A 26,110-nucleotide genomic window follows, 5' to 3' on the forward strand; every position below is an offset into this window, starting at 1 on the left:
AGTGCTTATACACCTTAAATTATCTGTTTATATATAACCATCCTGCACGACCCGAACTTCCATCATTAAGGTCAAGAAGGTAATAATATGTACCTACTGGCAGCTTCTCACCTCTCTCAACGGTTGCTCGACCATTTGAAGTACCGTCAAAGTTATTTTGATAGTTTGCTTCTTCAAAAACAACATTACCCCATCTGTTATAAATGCGAAGAACATTGTTAGGATAATTTTGTAATCCTTGAATAACGAAGGTTTCATTCACACCATCGCCATTTGGAGAAATTTCATTAAATATTTCCAAATCTTGTTCTACATCTAGTACTGTAATAGTAGGATCATCTGGTTCACCATCATTATTCTCATCATTATCTGTAGGGTTTGTAGGATCATCCGAAACATCTGTTACAATGGCTCCATTTGCAGTTCTTGCAGTTACAGTAGCTGTGTTTAATACACTTCCGTTGGCCACATCCTCATTAGTAAGAACGTAACTAGCGCTGAATGTAGAACTGTCAGTCTCCCCTATTGCGAGATCAATTGGACCTCCATCTATCTCTACTAAGCTATCGTCGACACTTACGTCAAACAATGGTGTGTTACCAGTATTTGTCACAGTAAACATGTAATCAATACGGTCACCTTGATCTACTATATTATTGAGGTTGGTATCAATATATTCTCCCATTTTCTGTAAAGAAATATTAGCTACTTCAAACATTGTTACCGTAGGGTCATCTCCCGCTCCAGTATCGTCTGCAGGATTAGCACTATCCGACACATCCGTAAGCGGCTGCCCCATCGCATCTATCGCACTTGCTTCTGCCGAGTTTATAATCATTCCAACCATGATATCATCTAGTGTAAGGACATATTCAGCTACTGCAATTCCACTTTCTCCAGGCTGCAATGTACTAGGCACAATAGGTAAGTTACTTACTCCGATTGTACTATCGTTTATTTCAACATTAGTGACTGTTACATTCCCAGTATTAGTAACTGTAAACGTATATAAGATTTCATCTCCCACATCTACGGTGTTACTATTGTTCGTGTCTTGTAGCTGGGCTGCTTTTACTAAAGTAATACCTCCCATATCATCTATATCAAATACAACTGTATCTGTAGAGGTAACATCGTTATCAAATGGATCATTACCTATAGCCGTGGCTGTATTAGTAACACTTCCTGTATCAATATCCGCCTGTGTTAAGTTATAAGTAGCAGTTACATTACCTGTATCAGAAGGTGTGAGTACATCAATCACTCCAACAATACCACCTAATAATGGATCATTTACAACAACGTCTGTAATAGTAACGTTTCCGTTATTAACTACGACAAAGTTATACTGTAATTGATCACCCAAGTCTATAGAGCCATTACCATTTGTGTCTAAATAAACGAACGTTTTAGTTATAACAATCACTGGATTTTGCTGTAAGAACACTTCCGTATCGTTATCGGGATCTCCATCTCCATCAGAATCTACTAGAACATCATTAGAAGAATCACCATCTCCATCAGAATCAACTCCACTTGTTGCAAAGTCTCTATCGTGAGAAACGTCTCTTACTTCATCACAATCTGCTCCCACGGGGTCTGCAACAATAAATGCAGTATTGAGCACGTAACCTGTATCAATATCATCTTGCGTGATAGTATAGGTCTGTGTGGTTGTTAGAGATTGTCCAACAAATATCTCTTCAAATTCACCAACGAAACCACCTAGCAACGCGTCAAATATTTCCGCATTTAAAAGTGTGATATTCCCTGTGTTTACCGCTGTAAATTGGAACGTTATAATATCACCCGGGACTGGGTTTGTAACGTCACCACTAAATGCAATATCTTCTTTAAAGAGAGATATATTAGGCATACATCCGAAATCAACAATTGTTGGGTCATCAGGATTACCATCTGTATTAGGATCAACGTTAGTGTTATCGTTCGGATCATCAGATGTGTCTACCACAGGTTCTCCGTTAGGTGCGCTTCCAGCAATGGTTGCTGTATTCACGACCATTCCAGCATCTACATCATCTTGTGTTAATGCGTAGGTCGCTGTGTAAATCCACACTTCATCTACATCAAGAACAGACACGTTACTTACATCTCCCGAATCAGGACCTGCAATAACACCTCCAAGTAATTGATCTGTTAGTACCGGATTTGCAACTGTTGTTGTTCCAGTATTTGTTAGAGTAAATGTGTATGTAATAATATCACCAGCTTGTAATCCATCACCTCCATCGTCAAGTACGCCCGTTTTATTGAGGTTCATACTTGCATCTTGAGGTATAAATGTATTAGTAGGATCATTATCATTACCAGTATTATCACCATCGTTGCCAGAATCAGACTCATCAGATACTGTCGCTCCATTTGGAGATGTACCGTTTACTTCAGCTTGATTTGTAACTACACCAGCATCAATATCAATTTGCGTTAGCAAGTAGCTAGCTGTAAAGAAGAGCATATCTCCTGGATTTGCATCAAAGGCATCTGCATCGCCATCTATGTCAACTCCACCTCCTGTATATACAGGTACAGGCGTAACACCAGTTCCTGAGAAGGCCGTTTCAACAAGTACTATATCAAATAATGCTACATTCCCAGTATTCTCTACAGTGTATGTGTAAGTAATTGTATTTGACGCAATGTCTATACTTGAACTCTTAACAAGAGTAAGCTCTGAAGAAGATGGTAGCGGAGTTACCGTATCATCATCACCAGCTCCAGAATCATCTGCTGGGTTACCAGAATCAGAATCATCAATTACCGTATTTCCATTAGGATCCTCACCAGAAGCAACTGCTTCATTGATCACCTCTCCTGCATTTACATCTGCCTGAGTAATGGTATAACTAGCCGTTAGTGTTTGGTTGGCCATTGGAGCTAGACTCGCAATCGTACCTACTAAACTTGGCGTCAAATTAGTATCTGTTACATCAATCGATGTTACTGTCACATTACCTGTGTTTGTCACCACAAAGGTATAAGCAATCATATCTCCAGGACTTACCACACCATCACCATTGGTATCTGCATAAGCACTTGTTTTTACAAGAGCGAGTGCAGGTGTTGCAGGTATTGGTAAGTTTGTTGGGTCATTCGTATCATCTGCATCTGCATCTGAGTTTCCTGGTTGACCTTCGTCATCATTAGGATTTGTACTATCAGACACATCGGTTACAGCAGCTCCATTTGGATCTGTTCCTGTTGCCGTTGCTGTGTTTTCTAAATTCCCAGCATTTACATCGGCTTGAGTTAAGATATAGTTCGCTGTTACACTTCCCATCTCCGTAGGTTGCAATGTAGATGGCGTTACCACTGCATTACTAAGACCTATCGTTGCATCGTTTACTGTAAGATTACTAACTGTTGTACTTCCAGTATTTGTTACTGTAAAGCTATAAGTCACTTGATCTCCTGCTCCTAATAAACCATCGCCGTTGGTATCTGTAAGTGCCGATACCGCTTTCGCGAAAGCGATCTCACTCACCACAGGAAGTGGCGTTACAGTAGCATCATCATCAGCTCCAGTATCGTCAGCAGCGTTACCAGAATCAGAAGCATCTGTTACTGGATTACCACTTGGATCTGTTGCCGAAGCTGTTGCTTCGTTCTCTACCGTTCCAGCATTAATGTCATCTTGTGTTAAGATGTAGCTCGCAGTAAATGTAAGTACATCGCCAGGTGCTGCATCAAACGCATCACCGTCACCATCAAGATCTCCACCGCCCATTTGGTATAATGGTGTAGGTGTCGTTCCAGTTCCTGAGAAGCTAGTCTCTGTTACCGTCACATCATTGGTAGTTACATTTCCTGTATTTTCAACCGTGTATATATAATCTATTTGATCTCCTACCGTAAGTCCAGCAGGTGCATTATCTACATATGTACTTGATTTTACAAGCTCAATCATTGGCATTGCAGGGATTGGAGTACTCGTCGTATCATCTCCAGCTCCAGTATCATCTGCAGCATTTCCAGAATCAGAAGCATCTGTTACATCAGCTCCTGCTGGATCAGTTCCGCTAGCAAGGGCTTCATTATCTACAACTCCAGCATCAATATCTGCTTGAGTTAATACATAGGTAGCAGTAAACTGTAGCACATTACCAGGGTTTGCATCAAAAGCATCTGCATCACCATCTAGATCAAAACCTCCAGCCGAATAAACTGGCGTTGGTGTTGTTCCTGTTCCCGTAAATGTAGTCTCTGCAATTGTGATATCATTTACTGTAGTGTTACCAGTATTCTCAACAATATAGGTATAGGTAATACTATTAGTAGCCGCATCAAAAGTTGAACTCTTAACAAGAGTAAGCTCTGAAGAAGATGGTAGCGGTGTTACCGTATCATCATCACCAGCTCCAGAATCATCTGCTGGGTTACCAGAATCAGAATCATCACTTACCGTATTTCCATTAGGATCCTCACCAGAAGCAACTGCTTCATTGATCACCTCTCCTGCATTTACATCAGCCTGAGTAATGGTATAACTAGCCGTTAGTGTTTGGTTGGCCATTGGAGCTAAACTCGCAATCGTACCCACTAAACTTGGCGTCAAATTAGTATCTGTTACATCAATCGATGTTACCGTTACATTACCTGTGTTAGTCACCACAAAGGTATAAGCAATCATATCTCCAGGACTTACCACACCATCACCATTGGTATCTGCATAAGCACTTGTTTTTACAAGAGCGAGTGATGGAGCACAAGCAATAATCGAAGTTGTAACTGAATTTGTACATCCAGTAACAGCGTCTACGAAAGTATATTCTATTGTGTGTGGACCAGGAGTTTCAATCGCTGGATCAAAGGTTGTATTTGCTACACCATCTATGGTAATAGTTGTTCCTACACCTCCAGTCGCAAAAGCAGGAGAAACTACAGTAGTCAGATCTAGTGCTGGCTCTCCTGTACAAACATTAGTAGGTGCTGTAATTGTTGGTGTTGGCAATAAATTAATTGCAAGCACTGTAGTATCAGAAACTATTGAAGAAGAACAAGCACCTAATCCCGTAAGAGTTTTAGTAAGCGTTACTGATCCCGAATTAATATCTAAAGTACTTGGAGTATAGATTGGGTTATCAACTGTTGTACTTGAAAAATTACCAGTTCCACTTGTAGTCCAAGCAATTGTTCCGTTTGTAGACGCACCTCCTACAACTGTATACATTTCATCTTCACAGATTTCAGCTGTAGCTGGTCCTGCGTCAACTGTTGGTTCATCTTCCACAGTAATTGTTACTGTATCTGTTACTGCAACACAAGGTCCTGTAAAGTCACTTGTTAATGTAAGTATATAATCTCCAGGTACCGTAGCGGTAAAAGTTACTGTTTCTGGAGTAGCGGTGGCAACCGTTGAGCTTAATGCTCCATCTCCTGTTGCAGGACTGGTCGTAAGTGACCAAGTTCCAGTAGTTGCGCCACCACCGATGGTAGCATCACTTAAAGTATATGCGCCATTATCAGAACATAAAGAAGCAGCTGCTCCAGCTTCTACTGTTGGCTCTTCACTGATTGTTAATGTTATTGATGCACTAACCGCACTTGAAGCACAAGCCCCAGTTCCAGTTACTGTCTTTGTAAGGGTTATTACTCCAGCATCTACATCAAGTGAGCTTGCTGTATACACAGGATTGTCAATCGTATTATCTGTAAAAGATCCAGATCCACTAGTAGTCCAAGCAATCGTTCCGTTGGTAGATGTACTTCCAGCAACCGCAAACATATCATCAAAACAAATAGTTGCCGTTGGCGATGCCACTGCTACTGTTGGCTCATCTTCCACAGTAATGGTTACCGTATCTGTGGCAGCAACGCAAGGTGTTGTAAAGTCACTTGTTAGTGTTAATACATAATCTCCAGGTACCGTAGCTGTAAAAGTTACTGTTTCAGGGTTAGCTGTCGCAGCAGTTGAGCTTAATGCTCCATCTCCTGTTGCAGGACTGGTCGTAAGTGACCAAGTTCCCATAGTAGCTCCACCACCGATGGTAGCATCACTTAAAGTATATGCGCCATTATCAGAACATAAAGAAGCAGTTGCTCCAGCTTCCACCGTTGGCTCTTCACTGATTGTTAATGCTATTGATGCTGTAACTGCACTTGAAGCACAAGCCCCAGTTCCAGTTACTGTTTTGGTAAGTGTTATTACTCCTGCATCCACGTCAAGTACGCTTGCTGTATAAACAGGATTGTCAATCGCATTATCTGAGAATGAACCAGATCCACTAGTCGTCCAAGCAATTGTTCCGTTAGTAGAAGTACTTCCAGCAACCGTAAACATATCATCAAAACAAATAGTTGCCGTTGGGGATGCTACTGCTACTGTTGGCTCATCTTCCACGGTAATCGTTACCGTGTCTGTTGCAGCAGCACAAGGTGCTGTAAAGTCACTTGTTAATGTCAGTATGTAATCTCCAGGTACCGTAGCTGTAAAAGTTACTGTTTCAGGGTTAGCTGTCGCAGCAGTTGAGCTTAATGCTCCATCACCACCTGCAGGACTAGTCGTTAGTGACCAAGTTCCCGTAGTCGCTCCACCACCAATGGTAGCATCACTTAAAGTATATGCGCCATTATCAGAACATAAAGAAGCAGCGGCTCCAGCTTCAACTGTTGGCTCTTCACTGATTGTTAATGCTATTGAAGCAGATACTGTACTCGAAGCACAAGCTCCTGTTCCTGTTACTGTCTTTGTTAGGGTAACTACTCCAGCGCTTACATCTTGTGTACTCGCTGTATATATTGGGTTTTCTGCCGTAGCATTGTCATAGGTACCTGTTCCACTAGTAGTCCAAGCAATCGTTCCGTTGGTAGATGCACTTCCAGCAACCGTAAACATATCATCAAAACAGATAGTTGCCGTTGGCGATGCTACTGTTACTGTTGGCTCATCTTCCACAGTAATGGTTACCGTATCTGTTGCAGCAACGCAAGGTGCTGTAAAGTCACTTGTTAATGTCAGTATGTAATCTCCAGGTACCGTAGCTGTAAAAGTTACTGTCTCAGGAGTAGCTGTTGCAGCAGTTGAGCTTAATGCTCCATCACCACCTGCAGGACTGGTCGTTAGTGACCAAGTTCCCATAGTCGCTCCGCCACCGATGGTAGCATCACTTAATGTATAAGGACTAGCATCAGAACATAGAGAAGCAGCTGCTCCAGCTTCAACTGTTGGCTCTTCACTGATTGTTAATGCTATTGAAGCAGATACTGTACTCGAAGCACAAGCTCCTGTTCCAGTTACTGTTTTGGTAAGTGTTATTACTCCAGCGCTTACATCTTGTGTACTCGCAGTGTATATTGGATTCTCTGCCGTAGCATTGTCATAAGTTCCTGTTCCACTAGTAGTCCAAGCAATTGTTCCGTTGGTAGAAGTACTTCCAGCAACCGTAAACATATCATCAAAACAAATAGTTGCCGTTGGTGATGTTACTGCTACTGTTGGTTCATCTTCTACAGTAATGGTTACTGTATCTGTTACAGCAACACAAGGTGCTGTAAAGTCAGATGTTAATGTTAATATATAATCTCCAGGTACCGTAGCTGTAAAAGTTACTGTCTCAGGAGTAGCTGTTGCAGCAGTTGAGCTTAATGCTCCATCGCCTGTTGCAGGACTGGTCGTTAGTGACCAAGTTCCCATCGTAGCTCCGCCACCAATAGTAGCATCACTTAATGTATAAGGACCAGCATCAGAACATAAGGAAGCAGCTGCTCCAGCTTCCACTGTTGGCTCTTCACTGATTATTAATGCTATTGAGGCATTAACTGAAGTCGAAGCACAAGCCCCTGTTCCAGTTACTGTCTTTGTAAGGGTTATTACTCCAGCATCTACATCAAGTGCGCTTGCAGTATACACAGGATTGTCAATTGTGTTATCTGTAAAAGATCCAGATCCACTAGTCGTCCAAGCAATCGTTCCGTTGGTAGATGTACTTCCAGCAACCGTAAACATATCATCAAAACAAATAGTTGCCGTTGGTGATGCTACTGTTACTGTTGGCTCATCTTCCACAGTAATCGTTACCGTATCTGTTGCAGCAGCACAAGGTGCTGTAAAGTCACTTGTTAATGTCAGTATGTAATCTCCAGGTACCGTAGCTGTAAAAGTTACTGTCTCAGGAGTAGCTGTTGCTGCTGTAGAACTTAAAGCTCCATCGCCACCTGTAGGACTGGTCGTTAGTGACCAAGTTCCCATAGTCGCTCCGCCACCGATAGTAGCATCACTTAAGGTATAAGGACTAGCATCAGAACATAAGGAAGCAGCGGCTCCAGCTTCCACTGTTGGCTCTTCACTGATTGTTAAAGTAACAGTATCCGAGACCTTAGTTGTAGAACAAGAATCCTCACCAGTTACTGTTTTAGTTAACGTCACTACACCAGCATCCACGTCCAAGGTGCTCGCAGTATATACTGGATTATCAATTGTATTATCTGAGAACGATCCAGATCCACTAGTACTCCATATTATCGTTCCATTACTAGATGTGCTTCCAGTTACTGTATACATCTCGTCATAACAGATGACAGCTGAGGCTGGACCAGCATCCACTTCTGGTGCTGGTGCTATAGTTACGGTAATTGTTTCCGTTTCTCCTTCACATCCAGAATTTGAGGTAGCTTGCACAACATACTCTACCGTTAAATCTCCTGCTGTAGTATTTGTAAATACATCATTAGCAATTGCATTGGCTGCTAATCCTGCTGTAATTACTGCGTTAGACCCTCCAGGAACTAAGCCCGCTTGAGGTGTAATACTTACAAGTCTATACGAAGCAGCCGGAGTACTTGTAGGTGCGACATCTAAGGTCACCCCAATAACTACATCGCTACAAACTGTCTCATCTAACGTACTTGAAACTACAGGCTCAGGAGCAACCGTTACCACAACATCAAATATTTGACCTGTACAAGGATCCGGATCACTCACGGTTAAAGTATATGTAATAGTCACATTATTAGATGTCCTATTTATATAAGTATCAGTTATATCATCTGCAGAAGGAGTATTTCGATTTGCAGCTGCAGGCACATTCAGTTCATCTGATGACACAACAGTATAAGACGGTGTAACGCTTGATACATCGATATTTAATTGTTCACCAGAACATACTGCTTCCGCAAAATCAGGAAACGGAGGATCTACTAATGTAAGGACCACTTCTTCTCTTACAGGGTTAGTACACGGAATACTCGAATCTGAAATTTCAGCAAAATAAGATATTGATCCTGCAGCAGTAAGTTCAGGCTCACCAGCTATTGGACTTCCTCCAGTCGCTGTGGTATACCAATCAACTGATATGTTTGGATCAGAATCTATAGCATTATTTGCATTAAGCTCTGCTCCAGATACTGCGCAACCAATTAAATCTTGAATAGAATTTAACTGTGGTTCGACCACATTAATTGTTAACGTATCCTCTGCTGGAATACAAGGAGCCGCTGCATCTGTAGTTAATGTTAACACATAAATTCCGGCGGTAGTTGCTGTAAAATTGGCGGTATCAGGCGAAGATGTAGCTGTATTAGGTGTAACAGCACCATCCCCAGGATTTGTACTTACTGTCCAAGTACCAGTTGTAGCTCCTCCGCCAATAGACGAACCCACGAGCTGGTAGCTAGCAAAATCTATACATAACGTTATGTCATTTCCAGCCTCAACAGTTGGATCTGTATTGATAGACAAAACAAAATCATCAGAAGCGGTTGTTGCTCCACAACCACCTGTTCCAGTTACTGTCTTAGTTAGGGTTATTGTTGTCGCCGCAATATCATCAGCACTAGGAGTATACGTTGGATTTTCAGCAGTGAGACTACTAAAAACACCATTACCACTTGTTGTCCAATTTATTACATCTGATGGTGTGCCACCTATTGAAGAAGTACCATCTGTAAATTGATACATATCTATTGAACAAATCGTAGCTGCTTTTTCTGTTCCTACGCTTGCAGTAGGTGCTTCATCTACCGTGATTGTAACGGTGTCAAAAATTACAGGACATGGAGTATCCGTGTTTGTCGTTAATGTCAATATATAATCGCCAGAAACAGTTGCTGAAAAACTAGCACTTTCTGGATTTGCTGTTGCTGTTGCTGGATTAACTACTCCATCACCGCCGCTTGGTTGTGTAATGGTCCACAGACCTGTAGTTGCCCCACCACCTATAGAAGCACTTGAAAGCATGTAGCTTCCAAAATCATTACATAATGCAATATCATTTCCTGCTTCAACAGTTGCTTCTTCTATTCTCGTGAGCGTAAGACTATCTGTTGTAGGATCACAAATCATGTCTGTATTAGATACTGTAACAGAAAGTTGTATCGTGGTTGCACTTTGATCTGCTGATCCTAACGTATAAATTGGATTAGTTGCAGACACATCATTAAAAGCTCCATCTCCAGTAGTTTCCCATAATATATTATCTGCCACTACGTTTGCAGCTGTTAGACTATATGTAGATTCAGTTTCGCAAATCTCTTCATCTGGACCCGCTTCACCAATAGGAGCACCTATTACATTAAGAGTAGTGCATCGTTGTTCTGCGCATCCACCTGGATCGATTACATTACATATTACATAGGTGCCAGGAGCAGCAAATGTATAATTAACATCTTGACCACCACCTCCAACGACTTGCGCAGGACCTCCGTCTACAGAAACAGTAAACTGCTGTCCAGCTCCAGATGCTGATGGTATAAATACAGACTCGCCTACACAGTAATCTTCGCCATCAAGAGCTATAGAATCTGTACCATCAATAGTGAACCCTAGACCACCTGTTGGAAATATAAAATAATCAATAAATGCGCAATTTGCAGCGACAGCTACAGAGTTTACCATAGGCCCTCCATTTGCCTGATTATTAAAAACCCTACCACCTCCAGATGGAACGGACTGACTATAGGTAAGACAATCTCCAGTACACCCCGCTGGTGTAATATCTGGCTGAGGACCTGCCGGAACATTACAAAAGTCACCTACTGTATTTCCAGAAGCTGCTCCATCCGTATATAATGTCAAACTAAAAACACCATCTGCAGTTTGTGCATTAAAGGCACAAGAAGTAATTGTAATTACTTCACAAACTGGGCCCGATGTACAATCAAAAGATATATTACCTTGACCAGGAATTATACCTACTTGATTTAAATCCTCATCTAAAATAAAAACTGCTTCAGCGGTTTGTCCGAAATCCCCACGTCTACAAACTCTAATTTCTATATCCTCAGAAACTGGTAATATGTTACCTGGATCTGCGAGAACAACGTCAAATCTCCATTCTGGATCTTCACCAGGACTACCGTTGTTCCCCCCTCCTCCTGTAATACAGGCTTCTGCTCCTTGTACTTGAAAAGTAACTCCATCTGCACCAAGAGCCGCATTTACGGCTATAATAGCATCTGGGTTTCCTGGAGGACCCGCAGGATCAGGGTTTGGCCTGTTAGTCCCTGCAATAATTTGAGCCTCTAATTGAAAGGAACAAAATAGAAGCGTTACAAAAAAAATTAAAGCAGTAAGTTGAGTTTTGGTAGTTTTATGAATCATACGTGATGATTTTCAAAGGATTTGGGTCAATTAGTATTGTCAACTAGTATTCAATGTTTTGACACTAGATTTTTTTCAAGGGAGAAAGATAAAGAACTTTCAAATGACATCTATGTGTTTATCACAAGTTATCAACAATTAACATGACAATTACGACAAAAAGTATTTTTTTTCGGATTAAATACGTAATTCGCTATGATGAAATCGAAAAACCTACAATTCCCTTGATATTTAAGATGAATTCTTTTCTATTCGCCAACAAGAGACACCCTCAATTGCAATCAGCAGTTTTATTGCTCAATCTAAAACAACCCATTCAAGAACGTATTGGCTATATCAAACTAGTGGGCTGCGTATTATGACAAGAACCATATATAGATAAGCAGGCTTAGAAATACACTACACTATTTTTTTTTAAGTGGAATTAACAAAAACAGAAGTAACAAAAAAGTGCTATACTTTAAAGCATAGCACTTATAGCAGAGAGGAAGGGATTCGAACCCTCGATACGTTGCCGTATACACGCTTTCCAGGCGTGCGCCTTAAGCCACTCGGCCACCTCTCTATTTTTGTTGTAAAGCGAGTGCTCTACAGGTATTTATCCTTAACGACATCTGATTACAACTCACTGTTGTAGGTGTTTCAAATTTTCGCGAAAGCGTATAAATCATACTCTTTCTAAAGGATTGCGAAATAACAAAAAAATAATAACTCATTCAAGAGTTACACACTTTATGTGAGCTCTCCTCGTAAAGAAGTTTCAAAGACAGTTTTAAACACTTTAGGTCCCAGCTCCTGCCCTAGTAAATACATCATTTTTGTGGTGGCTGCTTCTGTAGTCATGTCGCCTCCATTAATGACGCCCATTTTCTTTAAAGCGACACTAGTTTCATAATTCCCCATGTGCACACTGCCAGAGATACACTGCGTGATATTTACGATAGGGACTCCTCGCTTGATAGTTGCTTTAAGCGCATCTACAAACCAAGGTTGCGTAGAGGTGTTTCCTGCCCCGAAGGTTTCTAGCACCACGCCACGCGTACAAGGAATATTAAGCATTGCTTCTACTAAGCACTGCGAAATACCAGGATATATTTTAAGTAGTAGAATCTCTGTAACTAAGGTTCTGTGAACTTTAAGTGCTTTTTTATTCGGTTTCCAGAGTGCATCTTCATTAATAGTGAGATGTACTCCTGAGGTGAGGAGTTCTGGATAATTAGGAGAAGTAAATGCTTCAAAATTTTCCGCACTTATTTTTGATGTACGATTTGCTCGGTATAGTTTGTACTCAAAGTAAAGACACACTTCAGTTATAAGTGGTTTATTACGTTTTCTCAAAGCAGCTACTTGAACTGCAGTGATTAAATTCTCTTTTGCGTCTGTGCGTAAATCTCCTATAGGCAGCTGTGATCCCGTAAACACCACAGGCTTAGATAGATTTTCTAGCATAAAACTTATGGCAGATGCGCTATAACTCATGGTATCGCTACCGTGCAGTACTACAAACCCATCATAACTATCATATCCTTCTTTTATAAAATCGCAAAGCTCGTTCCAGTAGATAGGATTCATGTTTGACGAATCAATCACGGTATCAAACGAGGCGGTGCTTATCTCACAATCTAGCAATCTAAGCTCCGGGATTTTTTCAAGCAACTCATCAAAGTTGAAAGCTTTTAAAGCTCCCGTTTCATAATCTTTGATCATACCTATGGTACCACCTGTGTATATTAAGAGAATTTTAGCCTTGCTCATACTTTTTCTGATTGTACTACTGGGTTTGCGTACATTAATAAGAAGCTATCTACTTCTATCTGCTTTTCTGCATCTACTCGCACTTCTAATCTACGTTCAAAATGACGTAATTCTTTCTCATCATAATAAGCGCTGTACTTATTGCTTTTATGGTATAAATCATATGCAATATAATTAGACGGCCACAACTTATAATGCTTCCATATTATATTATCTAAGGCACTGGCAAATGCTTGTAACTTATCATTATCACTTGCATAATCCTGAGCAATTTGATCATAAATTTCTTCTGGTATAGGTGCCGCTGCTATATGGATATTGCGTTTATTACCTAGTGCACCTTTAAGGATGCTATTAAAATCTTCGTTTGCTGTTTTTATGTAAGGTACATTTTCTTGTTTTGCCACAATTTCGGGTACCTTCAAGATATCTGTAGGGTCATACTCATAAGAGATTGCGACTCCTACTATGTTAAGTTCTTTGAGGTATTGCATTAGTGGTGTTTTACCACGAGCAATGGTAATCATCTTGAGTACGCCTTGCTGCGTTTTATCGAGTCCGTCTTTTGTCCTTCCTTCTCGCTGGGCTACCCACACAGATCTATTTGATAATAACAAGTGCTTAATGTATTGAGACAAGAGTTTAGAACTCATAAGCATCTCACGTGGTGACTGCCCTCTTAGCACCAAGAAGTTTCTGTTGAGCTTAGAGAGCTCCATTAAAAAATCTTTTTGCACAAGGTTATCTCCTATTGCAGAGGCTGTTGTTATAAGACCATGATCTATAAGCGTCATATTAAGCAATGACGTATCAAGTACGATATCACGATGATTTGATAGGTATAAATAAGACCGCTTTCGCGAAAGCGTATCAAACCCACTACACGTAAAATCCTCGGCACTTTTATCAAGTAAATTTGTTACTGATTTATAGATAACTTTTTCTTGAAAGTCGGCTATTGAAAAGCAGGTACTGAGTACTTCGACAATTTCTTCTTGTGTTTTATCTGGAAATGTAAATTGCAGTAAAATCCTAAACATAGGATGCCTTGCTGCGTGAAGTAACGCTTGATTTACTTCATTATCATTATAAGGTCGTATATGGTCGTATCTATTCAAAATAGTCTGGATTGTTTGTCACAAAAGAACAAAATATTTTGAGTCTTCATCTACTATTTACAAGAAGATACTATGCACGCTTTGTAAAAAACACTGCATCTGCATTACTAGTAGTTATTGCAGCGATTTCATCTAAAGGTTTTTGATAAATTGTTGCCAGCTTTTCGGCTACTAAAACCACGTAGCTACTCTCATTACGTTTACCACGATACGGCACAGGACTTAAATACGGCGCATCTGTTTCTAGTACAATATGTGATAAAGGAATCTCTGCAAGAAACTTATCGATTTTACCATTTTTAAAAGTTGCTACGCCACCTATCCCAAGTTTCATGTTGTAACTGATGGCCTGCTCTGCTTGTTCTTTAGTTCCAGAAAAGCAGTGAAATATCCCAAAGAGATCATCTCCTTTCTCACTTTCTAGCACTTCAAAAACTTCGTCAAATGCCTCTCTACAATGTATAACAATAGGTTTTTTATATTTTTTGGCCAGTTGTATTTGTCGTTTGAAAGCATCTCGCTGAATTTCTAAAGTAGACTTATCCCAATACAAATCTATCCCTATCTCCCCTACTGCATAAAAATCACGAGCGGCAAATTGTGCTTCCACATGCGCCAGCTCTTCTTCGTAATTCTCCTTAACATGCGTAGGATGTAGACCCGCCATTAAAAACATATGATCTGGATAGTTTTTTTCTAACGCATACATACGCTCTGTATACTCAGAGTCTATCGCAGGAATAAAAAATCTGTTTACTCCAGCGTCAATTGCTCGTTGTATCATCACGTCCTGATCTTCATCAAAAGACTCGCTGTATAAATGGGTATGGGTATCTGTAAAATTCATAGACCACAAAAATAGCTAGCGCATAGAAAAGAGAGAAGGGAAAACACATAAACTTGAGCAATGCTTTACAAAGCTACAAGTCTATAGGATTGTAGTATTTTTGAGTAATACACTAATAAATATGCCTTCATTACGCGAGTTTCTACTTTCAAAAAAATATTGCCGTTCACGCCTTTTCCCTACCGTGACTAATCATCTTGAAATGAAAGCAAAAATTAATGGTATAGAAGGTTCCTTTATCCTGGATACGGGAGCTTCTAGTTCGTGTATAGATTTTGAGTTTGCAGCGTTGTTTGGGCTACTTTCAGAGGATAGTGAGATTCTCGCAGCAGGCGCTGGCGCGACAGATATGATCACTAAGCTTTCGCGAAAAAATACCATTACCATTCAAAAATGGGAATACAAAAAACTAGACATTGTCCTATTTGATATGTCACATGTAAATACAGCACTGAAAAATCATGATGCCGCTCCCGTCCATGGAATTCTAGGAGCAGATATACTCAATGCAGGAAAAGGAATTATTGATTATCAATATAATTGCTTGTATTTGAAATAAGCGTAAATTTTAAGCACTATATCTTCTTATAAACTTAAGTTAAGTGTTAAAATTTTAACGATTATGCACTTTAAATAATTGCTAATCAGTAATCTATATTTTTTAACAAAATTCATATAATCCAATAAGAATTTTCTCACGTTTAAATATTTGTAACCATAACAGTAATTCTTTGCTGTACTCATACAAACATTCAAGACAACTTTCTGCGGCCGCGATAAGTGATTTTGGAATTAACCTTTTTAATTTAAAATCCAATTATGAAAAATTTTCATCTAGCAGTCGCCTGTGCCTTATCATTATGTCTATTTAATTCTTGTGAGAAAGAAGACATTAATGAAATTAGCGAAGCAGAAAACACCTCTGTAGAAATACAATCAAATGACATTGAGAAAGCAGAAGAAGCATTCCCAGGTCAAAAAGGACAATCACAAAATCTATTTTACGGATTACATAGTCTAGAAGTAGCGACTATAAACGACACCTATGTCTTTGAAGGAGATATAATCTTCTCAAAAAATCAACTACAAGAAAGCACGGATGCTACTCGTAGCACTGGACGCACTGGAGGTAGATGGGCAAACAATACCGTGTATTATGCTATAAATCCTAGTCTTCCTAATCAAGCTCGTGTTACAAATGCCATAGCAAACTGGGAAGCCAGCACTTCTGTACGTTTTATACAACGCACAAACCAATCGGACTACGTGTATTTCACTCCTGGTAGCGGTTGTTCTTCATATGTAGGAAGAATAGGCGGTCGCCAAGACATTACACTTGCAAGCGGTTGCTCTACGGGTAGCACCATTCATGAAATAGGTCATGCAGTAGGTTTATGGCACGAACAAAGTCGCGCAGATCGTGATGACTATCTCACCATCAACCTAAACAATGTACAAGATGGAGTGGATTATAACTTTCTAACATATGTTGCACAAGGACAAGATGGAACAGAATATACAGCCCAGCTTGATTTTAATTCCGTAATGCTTTATAGCTCTTTTGCTTTTAGCAAAAATGGCCAACCTACCATCACAAAAAAAGATGGTTCCACATATACTACAAACCGCACAGCACTCTCTAATGGAGATATTACTGGCATCAATATCATGTACCCAGGTGATGGTGGCGACGGAAGCAATAGTGGAGACATTTGCGATGGTGTAGCTACATACAATAGCAACACAAATTATACTATAGGCAATCAAGTGACTTACCAAGGCAATCTTTATGAACGTGTAAATGGAGGTTGGACAAACCTAGGTCCTTGCGGAAGCAATCAACCGCCAGCAGATATATGCGAAGGTGTGCCAGCATATAATGGTAATCAAAGTTATAGTGTAGGTGATTTTGTGACCTACCAAGGCGGACTTTATGAACGTTTATCAACTAGCTGGGATCGTATAGGTGACTGTGGTTAGGCTTTCATAAATATCTAACAATATCAATAGCCACTCTGCAAAGAGTGGCTATTTCTTTTCACAATTCTTCCTTAACATCGGGTTAAACTTGCTACAATCTATATTAACTTTATAGTGAGATTTAACATATTTGTAAAAACAATCACAACCATGGCTATTCTAGGATCTATAATAAAAAGTGCAATTGACTTAAAGGACACATTATCCTCAGACATTAATCCTATTCAAGAGCAGGAACAGGTTCTAGCAGATATGCTGAATACTGCAAAGGATACTGCCTTTGGAAAGTATTATGGGTTTTCTCAGCTACTAGAGGAAGAAGACCAAGCAGCTGCATTTTCAAAAATGGTTCCCTATCATGATTATAACCAGATGGACAGTATGTGGTGGGATCGCATAAAACATGGATTAGAAGATATAACATGGCCTGGAAAACCTCACTATTTTGCACTTTCTAGTGGTACAACTGGAAAAACGAGCAAAAGAATTCCAGTCACTGAAGAAATGGTTGCTGCCATAAGAAGCACCAGTCTTGCTCAAGTATCTGCACTAGCTCATTATGATTTGCCAACAGATTTTTTTGATAAAGAAGTAATGGCTCTAGGTAGTTCCACAGATCTTATCGAACATGACGAATTTCTTGAGGGTGAAATAAGTGGTATTACAGCGAGTAATATTCCTTTTTGGTTTAAAGGATTTTACAAGCCAGGAGAAGATATCGCCAAAATTGAAAACTGGGATGAACGCGTAAAAACCATTGCAGAAAGAGCCAAAAATTGGGACATAGGCGCACTGAGCGGGATTCCATCATGGATGGAGCTTATGCTTAAAGAAGTAATTGCTTATCATAATGTAGAAAATATCCATGAGATATGGCCCAATCTACAAGTTTTTACAAGTGGAGGCGTAGCCTTTAAACCTTACGAAAAGAGCTTTAGACAACTACTAGGAAGAGATATTACAGTAATCGACACTTACCTTGCATCAGAAGGATTTATGGCTTACCAGAGCAGGCCTGAGACTTCCTCTATGAAGCTCTCTACTAATGCTGGTATTTACTTTGAATTTGTACCCTTTACTCCAGAATATATTAATAATGACGGCTCGCTATCACAAGATGCTCCATCTCTTACTTTAAAAGAAGTAGAAACAGATGTAGACTACGTGCTTATCATAAGTACTGTTTCTGGCGCATGGAGATATCTAATAGGCGACACTATCGCCTTTACAGATGTGGAACGCGCAGAAATTAAAATCACAGGACGAACTAAGTTTTTCTTAAACGTAGTTGGCTCTCAACTTTCTGTAAATAAAATGGAAGTAGCCCTAAGAGAACTTGAAGAACAATTTGATATTGAAATTCCGGAATTTACATTGAGTGCAAAAAAGATAGATGGAGAGTTTTACCACTGCTGGTATCTAGGCACAACGGCGACTACAAATGAAAGCGAACTTGCAGAGGCACTAGACAAAAGTCTAAAAGAAGCAAATAAGAATTACAAAGTGGCAAGAGGAAAATCTCTAAAAGGAGTAAAAGTTACCACTATAGACCCTAATATTTTTCACGAATGGAGTGGTGCAAATAAGAAAAAAGGAGGTCAAGTAAAAATGGAAAAAGTGATGGATGAAGAGAAATTTGAAGCCTTTGAAGATTTTGTTGCTAAGCAATAGTTCATAAAAAATCAACTATAAAAAAACGGGTATCATAATAGTGATACTCGTTTTTTTATATAAATATCTTGCTAGTCATGCTCCAGCAGGTGCATGACTTCTTCTGGCGACATGTATAGACTGCGCAGGCGTTCTTTGTAAGCCTCAGAAATATTCGCATGGTCGAGTATAAAGTTTTTAGTTTTTAAAATATAAGTTCCCATTCCATGAGTAATGGCAAATACATCTGCGGTACGTTCTACTTCTTTAATATGAGCGCCAGAATATAAATACTTCACTCCAAAAACTAACATCCCAAACCCAGAACGTTCCCTATAATCCATTACATGACCTAGCTCATGCCCTAACCATCCCGTAACCACATCACTTGGCACTTCAGAAAAACTGAGTTCATCTTGATCTATTTGTATCGTTCTTGATATAAGTATAATGTATTCTCGTTTCTTTCTAGATTTCAAAAAACTAGCCCAACGCGGTTGTGCCTGCATTGTCGACTTTTTTATATTGTCTTTAAACTGAAAAGTTATTGCAGTGTTCCACAACTCTGGGTAATGCTCTAAAGCAACGATAGCTTCATCATAAATTTCTTTAGGAATCACTTTATTCTCAAGGTTGAGCACTGCATCCTCAGTAGGTATTACATCTTTCTCTGTCATACTTTCAAAGTAGGGTTTATCTGCTTGCTGTGCTGTTAAGAGCATACTAAAGTTAGTTAGGATAATCCAAAAAGCAATGTGTATCTTCATCTTCAAAACATAGGTATGAAAAAATTATTAATAACGAGTATTGTTTTTTGTCTCGCTTTCGCGAAAGCGGACTTTGCAAATGCGCAATCTTTAAGACCTGTTACGGGGGCTGAGATTATTAAAAAATCAATAGCATTTCATGACCCCAATGACAATTGGTCAACCTTTCAAGGTGAATTTACCGTAGCACTTGATATGCCAGAAAAAGCTTCTAGAAAGAGCATTATCACACTTGACATTCCTAATGAATATTTTAATCTCACCACAAAACAAGAAGATGCAACTTCGTTTAGGGAGATAAGCAATGGCACTTGTAAATATACAGATGAGGCTGGAGAAATAATCACCAATACCACCGATAGCCAAGATTGTGAGAGAACGAGAATGTATCGCGATTACTACTCATACTTATACGGGCTTCCTATGAAGCTTAATGATCCAGGCACTCAGATAGATCCTACGGTGAAAAGCGTCACTTTCAAAGGGAAAAAGTATACCATGGTAAAAGTAACCTATGATAAGGCTGTAGGTTCAGATATTTGGCAATTTTACTTTAACCCTTCTACGTACGCTCTAGAAGTATATCAATTTTTTAAAGGCACAGATGAGACTACAGGCGAGTATATTCTGCTTGATGACATAGCTATCATCGAAGGCATTAAAATGCCTAAAAACCGCGCTTGGTATTACAACAAGGATGATGGATACTTAGGTACAGATAGCATTGTACAAGATTAATCGCTAATCCCTTTTTACGGTTAAAATCGCTTGCTTGTAATTACGCATGCTGTAATATTCTTTGTGCAATGAGGAAGCAAACTCCTCTACCCTTGCAAAATTTGCATATGATGGATTAAGACCATCATTAAAGTCCTCATCTGTGATAAGAAGCGCGATATACCATGTGTCGCCATAAATTCTAATAGGATCATCATTAAATACAGGACCTATTCCATTTTCCTCCAACATCTTATTTGCTAACGGTCTTAGTAAATTGACAGTTTTTGTATTCTTACTCACTTCATAAAACGAGACATAGTAATTATTTCCATCAAGCACTACTGGCACATTATCTTCTACATAATTGTGCTGTAGATCATACTTTGTATTTACGTAAGTATAAAACTCATCTGCATCTTTTGGATCTGTGAAGATGTATGAATACCTCTTAGGCAGCTTTTTATTAAACTTCTTGGCTTTTTTAATGGAGCCATTACTCAGGTCAGGAGCTATTGCTACTGGAAAACAAGATTGCAAAATAACCAAACAGAATAAACCTAGTATATATCTCATTTAATGCGTTTTACACAACGCATCAAACAATATACCAAAACCATAAATACTTATTGAACTGGGTATAACCAAGAAAACCCTTACCGCGTTGCGGTAAGGGTTTTATATGATAATTGAGAAACTATCCTCGTTTATTATGCCTCAAAAGGCACGATAGAAACGTAAGATTTGTTGTCTTTTTTCTTTTGGAATTTTACAACACCATCTACTCTTGCGTGTAGTGTGTGATCTTTTCCTCCGTATACGTTCTCACCTGGGTGATGCGTATTACCTCTTTGACGTACGATGATGTTCCCTGCGATTGCAGCTTGTCCTCCAAAGATCTTAACACCTAAGCGTTTTGATTCTGATTCGCGACCGTTTTTAGAACTACCAACTCCTTTTTTGTGAGCCATCTTGTTTCGGTTTTATAAGTTATACTTGATAGTATAGCGATTAAGCTTTACCACCGTCTAATTCGTCTTGCCATTTCTTAAGCTCATCCCACTTACCATCTGCAGCAAGTTGTGCTTGTGCTGGCCATGTGTCAGTTACGTGATTTCCACGTACACCTGCGATAATTTCAGAAATCTTAGCAGCATCAGTTTTTGCAAGTTCTGCAAAAGTTGAAATTCCTGCCTCTACAAGAGTTTCAGCAATTTTAGGTCCGATACCCTCTACTTTTTTAAGATCGTCTGCTTTAGAAGATTTTTTTGCAGTAGCCTTAGTAGCAGTTTCCTTTGCAGGAGCAGCAGCTTTAGGTTCAGCTTTTTTCTCTTCTTTCTTAGGAGCAGCTTTCTTAGCTCCAGAAGTAGCGATACTTTCAATTACGATTTCAGTAAGAGACTGGCGGTGTCCGTTTTTCACACGGTATCCTTTACGTCTTTTCTTCTTGAAAACGATTACTTTGTCACCTTTAAGGTGTCTTAAGACTTTTGCTCCTACTAGAGCTCCGTCTATAGCTGGGGCGCCTAAAGTGATGTTAGATCCGTCTCCTACCAAAAGTACTTTGTCGAAATCGACAGTTTTTCCTTCTTCGGTAGATAGGCGGTTAACAAAGACTTTTTGGTCTTTTGCAACTTTAAATTGCTGCCCTGCTATCTCTACAATTGCGTACATAGCGATTAATTAAATATTGTTATTACACTAATAATAGCCCAAACCTCTCAGTTTAAGCGGGTGCAAATATACTATTTATCTTAAGATTTACAATAAGCATCATTTGTTTTTATATAATAATATCACTCTACAAATACATTCTTACAGAAAATTAAAAATTAACCTACAACAAATACCCAGCACCACGTCTCATTCTTACAAAACTCAGACAACAAATACCTACTCATCAGCGCAATAACAACATCTAAAGCAATAAGCTGCTAGAAAAATAAAATATTTTAACGTTTTTATTTGCACTTTAACGATTGTAGATATATTTTCGCCCACTTAACTAATCAATCAATTAACAATGAAACATTTAAAATCAATCATCACATTAATTATCTTAACATTTACACTTGCATCTTGCTCTACAGATGATGCTCCAGATGTTGACACAAATCTTATTGTAGGAACATGGTCAATCCAAGATTTAAATTTCAGCAGCGACCTTACATACGCTTTTGCTGGTCAAACCATCTCATCTACCTCAAACGGCAGCGGATCAAACTTTGACTACACAGTAACTTTTAATGAAGACAACACACTGGTCGCAAATGGATCTTATGACTACTTAGTAACCTCAACAACAGATGGCGAAGAATTCACTCAAACAATTACTATCGAAGACGTTGACACAAATGGAACTTGGAGCATCGATGGAAACCAGCTAACTTTTACAGGATTTACAACTGCCCAAGTTGACAATGATTTTATTAGCGGAGGTCAAGATGCAGGAAGTTCTACAATAGAAATTCTCAACGCAACTACGCTTCTTATAACTAGCGATCTTGAAGATGCTGTGCCTTTAGATTTACCAGAAGGAATAGACATAAACATAGAAGGATCTAGCGACGTCACACTAACTAGAATTAATTAGAACCTACCCAGTAAAACAAAAAAAAACCGCCAATTGGCGGTTTTTTTTGTTTTTATCTTTAAGTGCTTATCCTCGCACAGAGTCTCCTCTATCTTTTAATACTTTCTTTGTTCCTTCTGTATTCCAGCTTGGCTTAAATAATTGCATAAAGCAAAGTGATAAGCATACCGCAGTTGCAAAGCCTGCAATCGCTACTGTAAATACAACAGAACCTATGCTTGTATTATACGTTTGCTCCCAGGGTCCAATTAGACCGTCTAGAAATTCTGGATTTATATTCCCTGCATATAATGCAAAAAATCCTGTGAAAATGATGGTTGCTACAAATCCCGAGACAACTCCATTTACCATACCGTCGGTATAGCTGTATGTAGCTCCGTTTTTAATTTGTGTATACTTAATAACCTCGTATATCCCAAAACCTACAATCACTCCATTAAAAAGCGAGAATAGCACATTAGTATGTAAGTTAAATAGAGAAAGTACTAAGAAGTACGCTATGAGGCCTCCGCTCATTGCAAAAGCAAATCTGATAGGCATTGTGAATTTTGACATTTTGTTTATTTTTTATTACATAAAGATAAACAAAATATGAAGCCACAATCTTAATCCACTGTTAAATAACAGATTAACAAATCATTAAGAAACTCCTAACTTGCTGAATAGGTCCCAAATAACCACTCCAGCGCTCACAGAAATATTAAGAGAGTGCTTTGTACCAAACTGTGGGATTTCAATAACAGTATTACTTAGAGACACAATTTCTTGCTGAACACCCTTTACTTCGTTACCAAAAACAACGGCATACTTCTCACCAGTAGTAGGCATAAACTTATCAAGCATCACTGCTCCTTCTGCTTGCTCTATCGCACACACATGAACGCCATCCTCTTTTAATTGCTTCACTAAAGCAATACTGTCTTCTACATATTCCCAAATTACAGCGTCTGTTGCTCCTAGGGCTGTCTTTTGTATATCGCGATGCGGCGGCGTTGCGGTAATGCCACAGAGATAGATTTTCTCTACTAAAAAAGCATCTGAAGTACGGAAAACGGACCCTACATTATTAAGACTACGTATATTGTCCAGTACGATAATTATAGGCGTCTTTTCTGCCTCCTTGAAGTCGGAAACAGATTTTCGGTTGAGTTCGCTATTTTTAAGTTTTCTATTCATGAATCAGTCGATGTGGCCGTAATGCTTTGTAAACTTACGCTTTCGCGAAAGCGCACTCATATTACTTCTGGTTGTAACCAAAACGCTTAAGCTGGTTAGAATTACTTCTCCAGTTCTTATTTACTTTCACATAAAGTTCAATGTGCACCTGCTTGCCAAAGAATTTCTGCAAATCCTTTCTAGCCTCTACACCTACTCTTTTAAGAGCAGTTCCTTTATGTCCAATTATAATTCCCTTCTGGCTATCACGCTCCACCATAATTACTGATCGCATGCGGATGATCTCATCCTCTTCAAAGAAATCTTCTGTATCAATCTCTACAGCATAAGGAATTTCCTTCTTGTAGTGCATCAAGATTTTCTCACGGATGATCTCGTTTACAAAAAAGCGCTCTGGCTTATCTGTAAGTTGGTCCTTAGGATAAAAAGCTGGCGACTCCGGTAATAGCTCAATAATTCTATTGAATACCTGTGGCACACCAAAGCTCTCGAGTGCAGAAATAGCAAACACCTCAGCATTTGGCACTTTTTCAGACCACAACTTCAATGCCTCTGCTAGTGTCTCTTCGTTTCCTTTATCTATTTTATTTATAAGTAATAAAACAGGGATTTTTGAACCGCGTATTTTATTAAAAAATGCCTCATCTTTAAGCTCTTTCTCACCCAGCTCTACAATGTATAAAAGTACATCTGCATCTTCAAAAGCACTTTTTACAAAGTCCATCATAGAAGCCTGTAACTCATATGCCGGTTTTATAATACCAGGCGTATCACTCAATAGCATCTGGAAATCCTCCCCATTTACAATACCGAGAATACGGTGACGCGTAGTCTGTGCTTTTGAGGTGATGATACTAAGACGCTCGCCTACAAAGGCATTCATAAGCGTACTTTTACCCACATTAGGGTTACCGATGATGTTTACAAATCCTGCTTTATGAGACATAATAATTTATTTTGGGCAAAGATACTTTAATTTGCCACGTTGCGCTTGCTCCTCAACGAGAACTGAGGTAATAGATGAATAAATATATAATTGGAGTTTACAAATTCTATACGTACGCTTTCGCGAAAGCGTAACTCATCAAGATCTAGGCTTCTCCCTAGTTCTATCGTATAACACGATACTTCCCGCCACCGAAACATTGAGACTTAATGTAGATGGGAATTTTATGAGAAAATGCGACTTTTCTATAGCCTCATTAGTAAGACCATGATCTTCTGCACCTAATAAGTAAACGCAACGACGCGGGTGATGAAAGGCTTCTAGCGTCTCTGCTCGATCATCAAGCTCTACGCCTACAATGCGTACACCCTTAGGCAAGTGCTTAAAAAAGTCATCAAAGGTATCATAATGGTAATACGGCATTGCCTTTACCGCATTATGCGTATCACTAGATTGCTTTGCATATCTATTACCGATGGTAAAAATAAAACTGGCTCCTAGGTTTTGAGCAGAGCGCCATAAAACACCTAGATTTTCTGGTGTTTTACCATTCTGTATCCCAATGCCAAAAAATTCGTTTGTAAAGTTGTCTGGTTGCATAGCCACACGCTTAAAAAGGGGTTCAATAAAAAAGAGACCGTCACAAGTGAGGCCTCTTTTATTTTACATACTATCAGGTCTACCCTTCAAGCGTTTTTCTATCTTCTTTTTCTTTTCGGTGAGACGCTTCATGGCGTCCATTATTTCAGAGTCTTTTGTCTCTTTAAAAATCTCATTCAGTGCAAGAATGAGTCGTTTAGCCTCTCTTGAAGCAGCAACGCGATCACTGGTGGACATATTGCTCATTGAAGCATTTTCAAAAGCCACCGCTTCTTCCATTAATTTCATACAGTATTTCAAATTTTGGCGAATATAAGCGAACCCATACTAATTTACAAGGATTTATGCAAATTTATACTCAATAATGTGCAACTTTAGATGAAAAAAGCGTAGCTTAAGCTATTCTT

18 protein-coding genes and 1 tRNA gene are annotated in these 26,110 nt (G+C 39.3%); 5 read left to right on the forward strand and 14 right to left on the reverse strand.

From position 1 onward, the window contains the following. Nucleotides 1-19: 19 nt before the first annotated feature. The 5 genes from ACJJVW_RS04065 to ACJJVW_RS04085 all read right to left on the reverse strand — a co-directional run bounded on the left by ACJJVW_RS04065 (nt 20) and on the right by ACJJVW_RS04085 (nt 15,274). Nucleotides 20-11,554, reverse strand: a complete 11,535-nt coding sequence (locus tag ACJJVW_RS04065; RefSeq protein WP_405250827.1) for a gliding motility-associated C-terminal domain-containing protein — start codon at nt 11,552-11,554, stop codon at nt 20-22. A gap of 480 nt (nt 11,555-12,034) precedes the next feature. Continuing rightward, nucleotides 12,035-12,119: transfer RNA gene (locus ACJJVW_RS04070), tRNA-Ser, on the reverse strand. Nucleotides 12,120-12,286: 167 nt separating this feature from the next. Beyond that, nucleotides 12,287-13,309 (reverse strand): asparaginase, encoded by a 1,023-nt coding sequence (locus ACJJVW_RS04075; protein WP_405250828.1) that lies wholly within the window; start codon nt 13,307-13,309, stop codon nt 12,287-12,289. Next, a complete protein-coding gene (locus tag ACJJVW_RS04080; RefSeq protein ID WP_405250830.1) occupies nt 13,306-14,427 on the reverse strand; it encodes a 1-acyl-sn-glycerol-3-phosphate acyltransferase in 1,122 nt (373 codons plus the stop codon). The genes ACJJVW_RS04075 and ACJJVW_RS04080 overlap by 4 nt, the downstream gene beginning before the upstream one ends. Before the next feature lie 70 nt (nt 14,428-14,497). Then, complete coding sequence (locus ACJJVW_RS04085; RefSeq protein WP_405250831.1) at nt 14,498-15,274, reverse strand: TatD family hydrolase; 777 nt, start codon at nt 15,272-15,274, stop codon at nt 14,498-14,500. 121 nt (nt 15,275-15,395) lie between these two features. Here ACJJVW_RS04085 and ACJJVW_RS04090 point away from each other — a divergent pair, with 121 nt between their 5' ends. From ACJJVW_RS04090 to ACJJVW_RS04100, 3 genes are all read left to right on the forward strand, one after another. Then, nucleotides 15,396-15,833, forward strand: a complete 438-nt coding sequence (locus ACJJVW_RS04090; protein ID WP_405250832.1) for a retropepsin-like aspartic protease — start codon at nt 15,396-15,398, stop codon at nt 15,831-15,833. Between the two features lie 260 nt (nt 15,834-16,093). Further along, complete coding sequence (locus tag ACJJVW_RS04095) at nt 16,094-17,254, forward strand: M12 family metallopeptidase (protein WP_405250833.1); 1,161 nt, start codon at nt 16,094-16,096, stop codon at nt 17,252-17,254. Between the two features lie 150 nt (nt 17,255-17,404). Further along, a complete protein-coding gene (locus ACJJVW_RS04100) occupies nt 17,405-18,925 on the forward strand; it encodes a GH3 auxin-responsive promoter family protein (RefSeq protein ID WP_405253059.1) in 1,521 nt (506 codons plus the stop codon). Between the two features lie 71 nt (nt 18,926-18,996). On the opposite strand, the gene ACJJVW_RS04105 is transcribed toward ACJJVW_RS04100, so the two are convergent. Next, the gene (locus ACJJVW_RS04105) at nt 18,997-19,626 is read right to left on the reverse strand and encodes a hypothetical protein (RefSeq protein WP_379952740.1); all 630 of its coding nucleotides are present in this window, start codon (nt 19,624-19,626) and stop codon (nt 18,997-18,999) included. Between the two features lie 60 nt (nt 19,627-19,686). Here ACJJVW_RS04105 and ACJJVW_RS04110 point away from each other — a divergent pair, with 60 nt between their 5' ends. Then, entirely contained in the window at nt 19,687-20,409 is a 723-nt protein-coding gene (locus tag ACJJVW_RS04110) for a DUF6503 family protein (RefSeq protein WP_405250834.1), read from the forward strand. 3 nt (nt 20,410-20,412) lie between these two features. Here ACJJVW_RS04110 and ACJJVW_RS04115 read toward each other — a convergent pair whose 3' ends face one another. The 3 genes from ACJJVW_RS04115 to rplU form a co-directional block, all read right to left on the reverse strand. Then, the gene (locus ACJJVW_RS04115) at nt 20,413-20,964 is read right to left on the reverse strand and encodes a hypothetical protein (protein ID WP_298330409.1); all 552 of its coding nucleotides are present in this window, start codon (nt 20,962-20,964) and stop codon (nt 20,413-20,415) included. Nucleotides 20,965-21,098: 134 nt separating this feature from the next. Further along, nucleotides 21,099-21,359, reverse strand: a complete 261-nt coding sequence (gene rpmA / locus ACJJVW_RS04120) for a 50S ribosomal protein L27 (RefSeq protein WP_144668082.1) — start codon at nt 21,357-21,359, stop codon at nt 21,099-21,101. A 40-nt stretch (nt 21,360-21,399) separates the two neighbouring features. Further along, complete coding sequence (gene rplU / locus ACJJVW_RS04125; RefSeq protein ID WP_405250835.1) at nt 21,400-22,062, reverse strand: 50S ribosomal protein L21; 663 nt, start codon at nt 22,060-22,062, stop codon at nt 21,400-21,402. Nucleotides 22,063-22,411: 349 nt separating this feature from the next. Between rplU and ACJJVW_RS04130 the strand changes: the two genes are divergently transcribed. Further along, a complete protein-coding gene (locus ACJJVW_RS04130) occupies nt 22,412-22,981 on the forward strand; it encodes a hypothetical protein (RefSeq protein WP_298330419.1) in 570 nt (189 codons plus the stop codon). Between the two features lie 66 nt (nt 22,982-23,047). Here ACJJVW_RS04130 and ACJJVW_RS04135 read toward each other — a convergent pair whose 3' ends face one another. From ACJJVW_RS04135 to ACJJVW_RS04155, 5 genes are all read right to left on the reverse strand, one after another. Further along, nucleotides 23,048-23,536: a DUF4199 domain-containing protein gene (locus tag ACJJVW_RS04135; RefSeq protein WP_339850097.1), complete on the reverse strand. Its 489-nt coding sequence runs from the start codon at nt 23,534-23,536 to the stop codon at nt 23,048-23,050. Between the two features lie 84 nt (nt 23,537-23,620). Beyond that, nucleotides 23,621-24,157 (reverse strand): RNA methyltransferase, encoded by a 537-nt coding sequence (locus ACJJVW_RS04140; RefSeq protein ID WP_405250836.1) that lies wholly within the window; start codon nt 24,155-24,157, stop codon nt 23,621-23,623. Between the two features lie 61 nt (nt 24,158-24,218). Further along, nucleotides 24,219-25,103 (reverse strand): GTPase Era, encoded by an 885-nt coding sequence (gene era / locus ACJJVW_RS04145; RefSeq protein WP_108876956.1) that lies wholly within the window; start codon nt 25,101-25,103, stop codon nt 24,219-24,221. 138 nt (nt 25,104-25,241) lie between these two features. Further along, nucleotides 25,242-25,703, reverse strand: coding sequence for an RNA methyltransferase (locus tag ACJJVW_RS04150; protein WP_405250837.1), 462 nt, complete (start codon nt 25,701-25,703; stop codon nt 25,242-25,244). 63 nt (nt 25,704-25,766) lie between these two features. After that, a complete protein-coding gene (locus tag ACJJVW_RS04155) occupies nt 25,767-25,991 on the reverse strand; it encodes a hypothetical protein (RefSeq protein WP_013751231.1) in 225 nt (74 codons plus the stop codon). Nucleotides 25,992-26,110 lie beyond the last annotated feature (119 nt).

Source organism: Dokdonia sp. Asnod3-C12 (assembly GCF_045063975.1).
In the GTDB taxonomy this organism is placed as follows: Bacteria; Bacteroidota; Bacteroidia; order Flavobacteriales; family Flavobacteriaceae; genus Dokdonia.

Bases quoted from the DNA above. Each gene is read 5' to 3' on its own strand.
- ACJJVW_RS04130 (WP_298330419.1), top strand. From the start codon at position 22,412: ATGAAACATTTAAAATCAATCATCACATTAATTATCTTAACATTTACA.
- ACJJVW_RS04155 (WP_013751231.1), bottom strand. From the start codon at position 25,991: ATGAAATTAATGGAAGAAGCGGTGGCTTTTGAAAATGCTTCAATGAGC.
- ACJJVW_RS04090 (WP_405250832.1), top strand. From the start codon at position 15,396: ATGCCTTCATTACGCGAGTTTCTACTTTCAAAAAAATATTGCCGTTCA.
- ACJJVW_RS04095 (WP_405250833.1), top strand. From the start codon at position 16,094: ATGAAAAATTTTCATCTAGCAGTCGCCTGTGCCTTATCATTATGTCTA.
- ACJJVW_RS04115 (WP_298330409.1), bottom strand. From the start codon at position 20,964: ATGAGATATATACTAGGTTTATTCTGTTTGGTTATTTTGCAATCTTGT.
- ACJJVW_RS04065 (WP_405250827.1), bottom strand. From the start codon at position 11,554: ATGATTCATAAAACTACCAAAACTCAACTTACTGCTTTAATTTTTTTT.
- ACJJVW_RS04105 (WP_379952740.1), bottom strand. From the start codon at position 19,626: ATGCTCTTAACAGCACAGCAAGCAGATAAACCCTACTTTGAAAGTATG.
- ACJJVW_RS04150 (WP_405250837.1), bottom strand. From the start codon at position 25,703: ATGCAACCAGACAACTTTACAAACGAATTTTTTGGCATTGGGATACAG.
- ACJJVW_RS04140 (WP_405250836.1), bottom strand. From the start codon at position 24,157: ATGAATAGAAAACTTAAAAATAGCGAACTCAACCGAAAATCTGTTTCC.
- ACJJVW_RS04100 (WP_405253059.1), top strand. From the start codon at position 17,405: ATGGCTATTCTAGGATCTATAATAAAAAGTGCAATTGACTTAAAGGAC.
- rplU (WP_405250835.1), bottom strand. From the start codon at position 22,062: ATGTACGCAATTGTAGAGATAGCAGGGCAGCAATTTAAAGTTGCAAAA.
- ACJJVW_RS04085 (WP_405250831.1), bottom strand. From the start codon at position 15,274: ATGAATTTTACAGATACCCATACCCATTTATACAGCGAGTCTTTTGAT.
- ACJJVW_RS04075 (WP_405250828.1), bottom strand. From the start codon at position 13,309: ATGAGCAAGGCTAAAATTCTCTTAATATACACAGGTGGTACCATAGGT.
- ACJJVW_RS04110 (WP_405250834.1), top strand. From the start codon at position 19,687: ATGAAAAAATTATTAATAACGAGTATTGTTTTTTGTCTCGCTTTCGCG.
- ACJJVW_RS04135 (WP_339850097.1), bottom strand. From the start codon at position 23,536: ATGTCAAAATTCACAATGCCTATCAGATTTGCTTTTGCAATGAGCGGA.
- rpmA (WP_144668082.1), bottom strand. From the start codon at position 21,359: ATGGCTCACAAAAAAGGAGTTGGTAGTTCTAAAAACGGTCGCGAATCA.
- era (WP_108876956.1), bottom strand. From the start codon at position 25,103: ATGTCTCATAAAGCAGGATTTGTAAACATCATCGGTAACCCTAATGTG.